Below are 11,261 nucleotides of genomic sequence, written 5' to 3'. Positions count from 1 at the left end.
CAGCAGACCGCGGCCGGCACACGCCAGGTCGAGGCCGCCTCCGCCAACCTCACCGAACTCGCCCAGGCCCTCATGGCGCTGGCCGAACGCTACCGGCACTGAGGCGGGCGCCCCTTGGCCGAGGACATTCGCAAGCTCCTGCTCGCCGCTTTCGACGTCGAGCACCGGGAGCACGTCGCGGCGATCCGCGGGGCGCTCGGCAGCGCCACGCCGGATTGGAACGACGTCTTCCGCAGGGCCCACAGCCTGAAGGGGGCGTCGCGCGCCGTCGACCTCCCGGCGGTCGAGGCGGTTGCCCACCGCCTGGAGACGCTGTTCGAGGGCGTGCGCACCGGCGCCACCGCCCTCGACCGCGAGGCGGCCAACGCCGTCCACCTCGTCCTCGACCGGATCGAATCCTACGTCGCAGGTCTCACCGACGGGGCCGGCCCGGACATGCCCCCCGACGCCCTGGCGGCCCTCGGGCGCCTGCTCCGGCTTCCGGGCGAGGCGCCGCCGGCATCCTCTCCCGCTCCACTGCCGGATCCGGCACCGATTCCTCCCGCCGCGCCCGCAGCCCCGCCGGCCGCGACCGCGCTGCCGGCCGCACCCGCGCCGAAGCCCGGCTCCGAGCCCGCGGAGGCCTCCGCGGCGATCCTGCGGGTGCCGGCGGAGGCCGTCGAGGTGCTGGCGCGGGCGAGCCACGATCTCGCCAGCACCCTGGCGGGCCAGGCGCCCGCGGCCGACGGGCTGGCGCGGCTCGCCCGTCTCGCACGCGACCTGCGTCTCGGCGCCGAGGCCCTCGCGGCGGGGGCGGATGCGGAGCGGCCCGAATGGCGCGCCTTCGCGGCGCGTGCCGGCACGTTCGCCCGGGAGGCCGCGGATCTCGCCCGGCGCCAGGCCTCCGCGACGAGCGCGGTCGAGGGGGCCGCCACCCGCGTCCGCGCCGCTGCCGAGCGGCTGGCCCTGGTTCCGGCCGAGACCGTCCTGGCTCCGCTCGCCCGGTCGCTGCGTGAGACCGCCCGCGAGCAGGGCCGGGAGGTCGATATCGACCTGCGCGGCCTTGAATTGCCGGTGGAGCGCGGCACGCTGCAGGCCCTGAAGGATCCGCTGCTCCACGCCCTGCGCAACGCCTTCAGCCACGGCTGGGAGGCGCCGGAGGTGCGCCGCGCGGCCGGCAAGCCGGAGGCGCTGGGCCTCGGGCTCGAGGTCGCGGTGCGCGGCGCCCGCCTGCAGGTCACCGTGTTCGACGACGGGCCGGGGCCCGACCTCGCCCGGATCGAGGCGACGGCCCGGGCGCGCGGCCTCCTCGACCCCGCGGCCGCCGCCGATCCGGAGACCCTGCTGCGCCTCGTCTTCGAGCCCGGTTTCTCCACCGCCGAGGCGGTCGATACCCTGTCGGGACGCGGTTACGGCCTGTCGGTCGCCGCGGACGCGGCCCGCCAGCTCATGGGCAGCGTCCGCCTGGAACCGCGCGATCCGGCCGGCACCGCACTGGTCTTCAGCCTGCCGCTCTCGGCGGCCCGGCGCAGCCTGCTGCTGGTCGAGGCGGCCGGGCGCAGCTACGCGCTGCCCGGGGGCGCCGTGGAGCGCCTGCTGCGCCTGCGGCGGAGCGAGCTGCCGGTCGCGATGGGCCGGACGATCGTGCGGCTCGGCACGGGCGATGCGGCGACGAGCCACCCGGTGACCGACCTCGCCGCGATCCTCGGACAGGTCGCCGATCCGGCCGACCCCGGCATGCTGACCGCCGTGGTGCTGCGGACCGGCGGCGGCCGTCTGGCCCTCGCGGTCGATCGCCTGCACGACGTCCGGTCGTTCCTGGTCCTGCCGGCGCCCGCCTTCGGGGCCGATCCGGGCCTGATCGCCGGCACGGCGGTGCTGCACGGGGACGTGCCGGTCCTCGTCCTCGACCCCGAGGGGCTCGCGGTGCGGGCTCTGGCCGGGGCATCGGGCGGTCCGCTCGGAACGATGGCGCCGGCTCCACGTTCGACGACTCACGCCTCGCCGAGCGCGTCCGTGCGCGCGACGATCCTGGTCGTCGACGATTCAATCACCACCCGGACCTTGGAGAAGGGTATCTTGGAAGCCGCCGGCTACCGCGTGGTCGTCTGCGTCGACGGGCAGGATGCCCTCGACCGGCTGCGCGCCGAGATCGAGCCCGTCGACCTGGTGCTCGCCGACGTGGAGATGCCGCGTCTCGACGGCTTCGGCCTCCTCAAGGCCCTGCGGGCCGATGAGCGTTTCGCCCGGCTTCCGACGATCCTGATGACCTCCCGCGGGGACGCCGCCGACGTGGCCCGGGGTCTGGATCTCGGTGCCGACGCCTATCTGACCAAACAGAAGTTCGACCAGCGCCAGTTGCTGGATACGATCGGGCAGCTCCTATGACCCCCGTCCGTGTGATGCTCGTGGAGGACAGCCTCGTGGTGCGCGAGCTGCTGCGCCACATCGTCTCCCGCGATCCCCGTCTCGAGATCGTGGCCGCGGTCGCCTCCGGCGAGGAGGCGCTCGACAAGCTCCGGACGGTCCGGCCGGACGTGATCTCGATGGATATCCGCCTGCCGGGGATCGACGGGCTGGAGACGACGCGCCGGATCATGGCCGAGAACCCGACCCCGATCGTCGTGGTAGCGGATTCGGTGGAGGATTCCTCGCTGCGCATCTCCATGAACGCGCTGCGCGCCGGGGCCCTGTCGGTGGTCGAGAAGCCGGTGGCGACCACCCATGCCGGCTACGAGGGCGTGGCCGGCGAGATCTGCACCCAGCTGCGGATCATGGCCCAGGTTCCGGTCATCCGCCGCCGCCCGATCGGCACCGAATGGGCAGGCCGCGCCGGCGCCGCGCCCGCCGCGCCGCCGTCCGAGCTGCCCGGTCAGGCCCCGAGCCTCCTCGGCATCGCCGCCTCGACGGGCGGTCCCCCGGCACTGGCCCGGGTGATCGGGGCCCTGCCCAAGGATTTCCCGCTGCCGGTGCTCGTGGTTCAGCACATGGGCGCGGCCTTCATGGACGGCTTCGCCAACTGGCTCGACAGCGTCGTGGCCCTGCCGGTGGCACTCGCCCGGGACGGGGAGCGGGCCGAGCCCGGTCGCGTCTACGTCGCCCCGGGCGACCGCCACCTGGAGATCGGTTCGGGCCGGATTCTGCGGGTGATCGAGTCCGCGCCGGTCTCGGGCCAGCGCCCGGCGGCCACGGTGCTGTTCCGCTCCATGGCCCGGCAGTCGGGCGCCTCCGGCATCGGCGTGCTGCTCACCGGCATGGGCGAGGACGGCGCCATCGGTCTCGCCGACATGCAGAAGGCCGGCGCCCAGACCGTGGCCGAGCATGAAAGCACGGCCGTCGTCTACGGCATGCCGGCGGCGGCAGTGCGCCTCGGGGCCGCGCGGGCAGTCCTCCCCCTCGATCGCGTCGCGGACCACGTTCTGCGCCTCGTGGATGCGGGAGTGCGACCTTGACCGAGGCCGGCGTGGCCATGGTGCCGGCCCAGATCCTGCTGGTGGAGGATTCCGAGACGCAGGCCCTGGAACTGCGTCTGCTGCTGGAAGCGCACGGGTTCGCGGTCGAGCGCTGCCCCTCGGCCGAGACCGCCCTCGACCACCTCAACCACAGCCAGCCCGATCTCGTGGTGGCCGATTACCACCTGCCGGGCATGAACGGCGACGAGCTGATCCGGCAGATGCGCCTGTCCCTGCGCACCCGGGCCCTGCCCGTCCTGATGCTGACCGGCGGCAGCGGCGGCGAGCGCCAGGGCCTCGAGAGCGGTGCCGATGCCTATCTGCCGAAATCCGCCGACCGCGACCTGATGATCCTGCGCATCCGCGCCCTGCTGCGCGAGCGCCGCCCGACGAGTGACGGCGAGGGGCCGGGCGCGGCCGCATTCCGGCGCGGGCGGATTCTGGTGATCGACGGCAGCGCCACCTACCGCACCTTCCTCGCCGGCGTGATGGGTCAGGACGGGCACCATGTGACGAGTGTGGACGGGCCGGAGGCGGCGCTGGCCGCCCTGGACGCGGCGGCCGGTGACGAGGCCTTCGACTGCGTGACCGTCGATCTCCTGGGACATGCCTATGACGGCCTCGCTCTGTGCCGGGTGATCAGCCAGCGCCGCACCGGACAGGCGGCGGGCGCCGGCTTCCACCTCGTCGGCATCGCCGGCAGCGATCCGGCCAAGGACTTCCTGGTCGAGGCCTACGCGGCCGGGGCCGACGACGTGGTCTCGAAGACCGACGCCGAGGTCCTGGCGCTGCGGGTGCGCGGCTTCGTGCGACGGCGCCTGCTGGAGGAGGACGACCGGCGCATCGCCGGCCAGTTCGGCGAGCGTGAGCGGGCGGTGGAGCGCGCCCGCGCCGAAGCCGAGGCTGCGGAATCCCGGGCACGTCTCGCCGACGCGCTGGAGCGGGCCAACCGCGACCTCGCCGACGCCAACCGCCAGCTGACCGAGGCGCAATCCAAGCTCGTTCAGGCCGCCAAGATGGCATCGCTGGGCGAATTGGTTGCCGGCATCGCCCACGAGATCAACAATCCGCTGGCCTTCATCCTGGCCCATCAGGGCACGGTCGAACGCCTGCTCGGTGAATTGCCGGATGCCGCGCCGGAGGCGGCCGCCCGCGCCATCGACAAGGCGCGCCAGCGCGTCGGCTCCATGCGGATGGGGCTGACCCGGATCCAGGACCTGGTCCTGAATCTGCGGAAGTTCTCGCGCCTGGACGAGGGGGAGCGCGCCCTCGTCAATGTGCCGGAGGCGATCGAGACGGTCCTGGCCCTGATCCAGCACAAGCTCGGGGACCGCATCACCGTGGAACGCAGCTTCGCGGGCCGCCCCGAGATCCACTGCACCCCGGCGCTGCTCAACCAGGTGGTTATGAACATCCTGGGCAACGCCGCCGACGCCATGCCGAAGGGCGGCACGATCCGGATCACGACTCAGTCGAGCCCGGATCTCGATGAGATCCAGATCAGCGATACCGGTCCCGGCATCCCGGATACGCTGCGCGAAAAGATCTTCGAGCCGTTCTTCACGACGAAGCCCGTTGGATCCGGTACGGGCCTGGGTCTTGCGATTGCATACAGCGTCGTTCAAGCGCATAGCGGCTCGCTCACCGTGGAGACTGCCCCGGGTGGGGGAGCCTGCTTCGTGATCGGGATTCCGCGGCAGGCGGCCAGTGCATGAGTGACGGTACGGCAGGTGTAGGGACGATCCTGGCCGTCGACGACGAGCCGGACATCCTGATCGCCCTTGAGGACCTGTTCGAGGATTCCTACCGGGTCCTGACGACTTCGCGCCCGGCCGAGGCGCTGGAGATCCTGCGCGCCGAGCCCGACATCGCCGTGGTGCTCTCGGACCAGCGGATGCCCGGCCTGACCGGCGATGCCCTGCTCGCCGAGGCCCGCACCTTCCACGACGCGCAGGCGATCCTGCTGACCGGCTATGCCGACATCACCGCGGTGATCGCCGCCCTCAATCGCGGCGGCATCGTCGGCTACGTCACCAAGCCGTGGGATGCCGGCCTTTTGCGCTCCACTGTCCGGCAGGCCTTCGAGCGCCACCGCCTGGGCCGGGACCTCGCCACCGAGCGGGCTCTCCTGCGCGGCCTCCTCGACCACGCCCAGGACGCGATCAGCTTCAAGGATGCCCAGGGCCGGTTCGTGCGGCTGAACGCGCGCAAGGCCGCCCTCCTCGGCCGCGACATCGTCGAATGCCTCGGACGGCGCGAGGGCGAACTCCTCGGCCCGAAGGCGGAGGCGGTGACGGCGGCGGATGAGGCGGCGATCCGGTCCGGCGGCGTCGCCGAGAGCCTCATCAGCGACGGACCGACCGGCGCCGAGCAGTGGAGTCACGTGACGCGGGTGCCGATTCGCGACGCGGGCGGCACGATCAGCCATCTCGCGATGATCGAGCGCGACGTGACCGAGCAGCGGACGCTCGAGGCGCGGCTGCGCCAGTCCGACAAGATGCAGGCGCTGGGCACCCTCGCGGGTGGCATCGCGCACGATTTCAACAACCTGCTGACCGCGATCCTCGGCAGCCTCGAACTCGCCAGCCCGAAGGTCGCCGATCAGCCGCGGGTCCAGCGCCTGATCGAGAACGCCCGCGGGGCGGCCGAGCGCGGCGCCTCGCTGACGAAGCGCCTCCTCAGCTTCAGCCGCGCCCACGACCTGCAGGCGCGTGCCGTCGACGTGAACACCCTGATCACCGGGATGAGCGACCTGTTCGGGCGCAGCCTCGGCGGCCTCGTCACGGTCCGGACCGACCTGCAGGACGGGCTTCCGGCGGTCCAGGTCGATCCGGACCAGCTCGAGCTCGCCGTGCTCAACCTCTGCATCAATGCCCGGGACGCCATGCCGGAGGGTGGCGCCATCACGGTGGCGACACGGCGGCTCAGCATCAGCGGCGATCCCGAGATCGCCGACGGCGCCTATCTGGGCATCAGCGTCACCGACGAAGGTACCGGCATACCGGAGGAGATCCTGCGGCGGGTCTGCGAGCCGTTCTTCACCACCAAGGCGGTCGGCCAGGGGACGGGTCTCGGGCTCGCCATGGTGTTCGGCCTCGCGCAGCAATCCAAGGGCCGCCTGGTGATCGACAGCGTGGTCGGCGAGGGCACCCGCGTCGAGCTGGCTTTGCCCTTCGCCGACCAGGCACCCGAGCAGGCAGCCGTCGCCCCCGGCGCCATTCCGGTCGCCGGCCGCCGTGCCCGCGTCCTGATCGTCGACGACGATCCGCAGGTGCGCCACGTGACGGCGTCCTTTCTCACCGGCTTCGGCCACAGCACCACGGAGGCCGGCGACGGCGAGTCCGCCCTGCAACTCCTGCAGGGCGACGGCTACGACCTCGTCGTCGCCGATCTGGCCATGCCGGGCATGAGCGGCATCGAACTGGCCGCCGCGATCCGTGACCGGGATCCACGCCTGCCGGTCCTGATCCTGACGGGCCACGCCGATGCCATGCAGATCCCTGCGGACCTGCCGGTCCTCGCCAAGCCGTTCCGCTCGGCCGATCTCGCAGCCCGGGTCGCCACCCTGCTCGACGGCGCGGCCGGGACCTCGGTCTGAGGGGGGGCTTGCAACCAATTGGTTGCCGGCTCATTCTCCCTTCGTGGGGCCCGCGGGCCCCGGGATACGAAGAGGAGGTGGACCATGAGCAATCACGGCATCTTCCCGCGCCGCAGGCGTGACAACGAACCAGACCAGGACGGTCCACCGGACGAGTTCCGGCAGGGATAGGGGTTTCAGAACGCGGCGCGGTCGAGTTCCCGGCCCGTCCGATACGGGCCGCCAGGGCGAGCTCCCGCGACCATCCGAAACGTGGACCCTGCTTCAGACCCGTCGGCGCGAGCCGGCGGGTTTTCTTATGTGCGACCGTCATTGCGCGCAGCGCAGCAGCGTCGGCGGCCCTCTGTGCCGCCGCCATTGCTCTCGGGCGCTCCGAGGACCGCGGCGCCGAAATGCGCGAAGCCGCCCCGGGTTGATCCGGGACGGCTTCGCGATGGACGGGAGCGTGGAGACGCCCGGTAAGGCTCAGGCGGCCTCGGCGACCTGGCTCGGACCGGAATCCTTGCCGCGGGCCTCGACGTCGCGGTCGACGAACTCGATCACCGCCATCGGGGCGTTGTCGCCCTGGCGGAAGCCCGCCTTCATGATGCGGCAATAGCCGCCCGGGCGACCCTTGTAGCGCGGGCCGAGCACCGTGAAGAGCTTCTTGACCATGTCGGCGTCGCGCAGCTGCGCCATGGCGAGACGCCGGGTGTGCACGCTGTCGATGCGGCCGAGCGTGATCAGCTTCTCGACGACCGGACGCAGATCCTTCGCCTTCGGCAGGGTGGTGATGATCTGCTCGTGCTTGAGCAGGGCAACCGACATGTTGGCGAACATCGCCTTGCGATGCTCGGCGGTGCGGTTGAAACGGCGACCGCGATAACCGTGACGCATGTGCTGGCTTCCTTCTCGTCTCGGCCGCCGTGCCACGGTACGGCCGGATGCCCCGAGAACGGGGCGGTTGATTCCGCATGACCCCGCGGCGGGAACTCCAACCCTGAGCCCTCATCCCGAGGAACTGCGCAGCAGCCTCGAAGGAGGTCTCCAGGTCTCGCTAGGGCAGCCGGAGGCCTCCTTCGAGGCCTCCGTCGCGCTCCGGCGCCTCACGATGAGGACGGAGCGCGGGAGGACGGCCTAGTAATGCTCCTCGAAGCGCTTGGCGAGGTCCTCGATGTTCTCCGGCGGCCAGCCGGGGATGTCCATGCCGAGGTGCAGGCCCATGCCGGCGAGCACTTCCTTGATCTCGTTGAGCGACTTGCGGCCGAAATTCGGGGTCCGCAGCATCTCGCCCTCGGACTTCTGGATGAGATCGCCGATGTAGACGATGTTGTCGTTCTTCAGGCAGTTCGCCGAACGGACCGACAGCTCCAGCTCGTCGACCTTCTTGAGCAGCGCCGGGTTGAAGGGCAGCTGCGGCGCGAGCGGGGCGGCCTCCTCCTTGCGCGGATCCTCGAAGTTCACGAAGACCTGCAGCTGGTCCTGGATGATGCGCGCCGCGTAGGCGAGCGCATCCTCCGGCGAGACCGCGCCGTTGGTCTCGACCGTCATGGTCAGCTTGTCCTTGTCGAGATCCTGGCCCTCGCGGGTCGTCTCGACGCGGTAGCTGACCTTGGTCACCGGAGAGAACAGCGAATCGACCGGGATCAGGCCGATCGGCGCGTCCTCGGGGCGGTTGCGCTCGGCCGGGACGTAGCCCTTGCCGGTGGCGACCGTGAACTCCATGCGGATCTCGGCGCCGTCGTCCAGCGTGCAGATCACGAGGTCGGGGTTCAGGATCTGGATGTCGCCGACCGTGCCGATGTCACCGGCTGTGACGAGGCCCGGGCCGGTCTTGCGCAGGGTCATGCGCTTGGGCGCATCCGTCTGCGAGCGGATCGCGATGGTCTTGATGTTGAGGACGATGTCGGTGACGTCCTCCCGCACGCCCGGGATCGACGAGAACTCGTGCAGCACGCCGTCGATCTGCACCGAGGTCACGGCCGCGCCCTGGAGCGACGACAGGAGCACCCGGCGCAGGGCGTTGCCCAGCGTCGTGCCGAAGCCGCGCTCGAGCGGCTCGGCGACGACCGTGGCGACCCGCTTCGGGTCGTCGCCGGTCGTGACCTGCAGCTTGTTCGGCTTGATCAGTTCCTGCCAATTCTTCTGAATGACCACGATCCTACCTCTCGTCCTTGCCCGGGATCCGCGACGACCGTCCCCCGCGCTTCGGCCGTCCGGCGCCGCCCCCTGGCGCCCCGAACGGTCCCTGAATGTCTGTCCGTCGTTACTCGCCGCCGACCCACAGCACCGGCACGAAGCTGTAGCCAGCCCCGTCCCGGTCCACGGTGCCGAGCGCCGGGAATTCGAGATGGCCGCCGGCGATGAGCGTCCGCTCGCGTGCCACCTCGTCCAGGATCCGCTTGCGCGTCTCCCGCGCCTGATCGCCGTCGACATCGAAGCCGACGCCGGCCTCCGGGTTCTTGAACTGGATCGCCGGCAGGTGCACCACGTCGGTCCACATCAGCAGCGACTGTCCACCGGATACGATGCGGAAACCGCAATGGCCCGGCGTGTGGCCGGGCAGGTGGACCGCCGTGATCCCCGGAAGAACCTCGCCGCCCCGGTGCTCGCGCACCCGGCCGGCATAAGGTGCGAGCGCCTTGCGGGCGCCCTCGAAATAGGGCTTCGCGGCCTCCGGCGCCTGGGCCAGGGCCGCGTCCGGGAGCCAATGCGCCGCCTCGTCGGCATGCAGCACGATCTCGGCATTCGGGTAGCGCGCCGCGCCGTCCTTCACGAGCCCGCCGACATGGTCGGGGTGCAGGTGGCTGACGAGCACCGCGCCGATCTCCTCCGGCGTGACGCCGGTGAGCGCGAGCGCCGCGCCGGCGCGGCCCAGGGTCGGTGCCGGCGCGAGGTCGCCGTAGCCCGTGTCGATCAGGGTCGGCTTCAGGCCGGGACCGGTGATCAGGAAGGCGTTCAGCGTGATCTTGGGCTGCTCGGTGCGGAAGCCCGCCCGCTGAAGCCGCCCGGCCTCTTCCTTGGAGATGCCCGTGACGAGATCGAGGCTGGCCTGAAACCAGCCGTCGTTGAGCGCGGTGACCGTGAGGTCGCCGAGGTTCCAACGCAGCACGCCCGGAAGCGGCTTCGATCCCGTCATGAGCTTCTCCGTCACCAGGCTTCGATCAGACGCGGCGGCGCTTGCGCGGGCGGCAGCCGTTGTGCGGGATCGACGTCACGTCGCGGATCGAGGTCACCGTGAAGCCCGCGGCCTGAAGGGCGCGGAGGGCCGACTCACGGCCCGAACCCGGACCCGAAACCTCGACCTCGAGGGTGCGCATGCCATGCTCGGACGCCTTGCGGGCGGCATCCTCGGCGGCGACCTGAGCGGCGTACGGCGTCGACTTGCGCGAGCCCTTGAAGCCCATCGCGCCGGCCGACGACCACGAGATCGTGTTGCCCTGCGCGTCCGTGATGGTGATCATCGTGTTGTTGAACGAGGCGTTCACGTGGGCGACGCCCGACACGATGTTCTTGCGTTCGCGGCGGCGGACGCGTTGCGGTTCCTTGGCCATTCTGGTCTCACTCTTCCTTCAAGCGCGCCCGTAATGCCAGGCGCTCGGGATTCTCTTTGGGACTTGGCCGGCGCGTCCGTGCAGGACCGTCATGCCAAAGCCGGGTTCCTCGCGGGACACCCGGCGCGACGGGAAGGAGGCCGAGCGGAGCCCAGCCTCCCGATCCCAAAAATTACTTCTTCTTGCCGGCGATCGGCTTCGCCTTGCCCTTGCGGGTGCGGGCGTTGGTGTGGGTGCGCTGGCCGCGGACCGGCAGCTGCTTGCGGTGACGCAGGCCGCGATAGGCGCCGAGATCCATGAGGCGCTTGATGTTCATCGAGACGTCGCGGCGCAGGTCGCCCTCGACGAGGTAGTCGCGGTCGATTGTCTCGCGGATCGAGAGAACCTCGGCGTCGGTCAGCTGGTTGACCCGACGCTCGGCGGGGATGTTCACCTTCTGGGTGATCTCCTCGGCCTTCTTGGCGCCGATGCCGTGGATGTACTGAAGCGCGATGACGACGCGCTTGTTGGTCGGGATGTTGACGCCTGCGATACGGGCCACGATCACTCTCCATGTAAGGCCCGGTGATCCGGGCCGGTGTCATGCGCGTCCGGTGGAGGCCGGCCCCTGCGCACGTGAAACGACGACGCGGCCCGCGGGCGGCCCTGGACAGGGCACCTCGGACCATCGCGCGGTTGGACGAAGGAGGGCCTGCTAGC

At 71.2% G+C, this 11,261-nt stretch carries 9 protein-coding genes; 4 read left to right on the top strand and 5 right to left on the bottom strand.

Going from position 1 to position 11,261, the window contains the following annotated elements; all coding sequences use genetic code 11:
- Positions 1-114: 114 nt before the first annotated feature.
- Genes BLT59_RS28920 through BLT59_RS28905 form a run of 4 tightly spaced genes read left to right on the top strand, consistent with a single transcriptional unit; the run spans position 115 to position 7,029 of the window.
- Positions 115-2,367 (top strand): hybrid sensor histidine kinase/response regulator, encoded by a 2,253-nt coding sequence (locus BLT59_RS28920; RefSeq protein ID WP_091789260.1) that lies wholly within the window; start codon positions 115-117, stop codon positions 2,365-2,367.
- Positions 2,364-3,431 carry a chemotaxis-specific protein-glutamate methyltransferase CheB gene (gene cheB / locus BLT59_RS28915; RefSeq protein WP_175544166.1) on the top strand — a complete coding sequence of 356 codons (1,068 nt, stop codon included), beginning with the start codon at positions 2,364-2,366 and terminating at the stop codon, positions 3,429-3,431. The genes BLT59_RS28920 and cheB overlap by 4 nt, the downstream gene beginning before the upstream one ends.
- A gap of 17 nt (positions 3,432-3,448) precedes the next feature.
- Positions 3,449-5,146: a response regulator gene (locus BLT59_RS28910; RefSeq protein ID WP_091789273.1), complete on the top strand. Its 1,698-nt coding sequence runs from the start codon at positions 3,449-3,451 to the stop codon at positions 5,144-5,146.
- Entirely contained in the window at positions 5,143-7,029 is a 1,887-nt protein-coding gene (locus tag BLT59_RS28905) for a response regulator (RefSeq protein ID WP_091789254.1), read from the top strand. Before BLT59_RS28910 ends, BLT59_RS28905 begins: the two co-directional genes overlap by 4 nt.
- A gap of 465 nt (positions 7,030-7,494) precedes the next feature.
- On the opposite strand, the gene rplQ is transcribed toward BLT59_RS28905, so the two are convergent.
- From rplQ to rpsM, 5 genes are all read right to left on the bottom strand, one after another.
- Positions 7,495-7,905 carry a 50S ribosomal protein L17 gene (gene rplQ, locus BLT59_RS28900; RefSeq protein WP_043355049.1) on the bottom strand — a complete coding sequence of 137 codons (411 nt, stop codon included), beginning with the start codon at positions 7,903-7,905 and terminating at the stop codon, positions 7,495-7,497.
- A gap of 240 nt (positions 7,906-8,145) precedes the next feature.
- Positions 8,146-9,165, bottom strand: a complete 1,020-nt coding sequence (locus BLT59_RS28895; protein WP_010686165.1) for a DNA-directed RNA polymerase subunit alpha — start codon at positions 9,163-9,165, stop codon at positions 8,146-8,148.
- Between the two features lie 109 nt (positions 9,166-9,274).
- Positions 9,275-10,147 (bottom strand): MBL fold metallo-hydrolase, encoded by an 873-nt coding sequence (locus tag BLT59_RS28890; RefSeq protein ID WP_091789270.1) that lies wholly within the window; start codon positions 10,145-10,147, stop codon positions 9,275-9,277.
- 25 nt (positions 10,148-10,172) lie between these two features.
- Entirely contained in the window at positions 10,173-10,562 is a 390-nt protein-coding gene (gene rpsK / locus BLT59_RS28885; RefSeq protein WP_007557606.1) for a 30S ribosomal protein S11, read from the bottom strand.
- A 172-nt stretch (positions 10,563-10,734) separates the two neighbouring features.
- Entirely contained in the window at positions 10,735-11,103 is a 369-nt protein-coding gene (gene rpsM, locus BLT59_RS28880; protein ID WP_091789266.1) for a 30S ribosomal protein S13, read from the bottom strand.
- Positions 11,104-11,261: the final 158 nt, after the last annotated feature.

This window comes from Methylobacterium sp. UNC378MF (assembly GCF_900103195.1).
In the GTDB taxonomy this organism is placed as follows: Bacteria; Pseudomonadota; Alphaproteobacteria; order Rhizobiales; family Beijerinckiaceae; genus Methylobacterium.
This window is presented reverse-complemented; position numbering and strand designations above follow the sequence as displayed.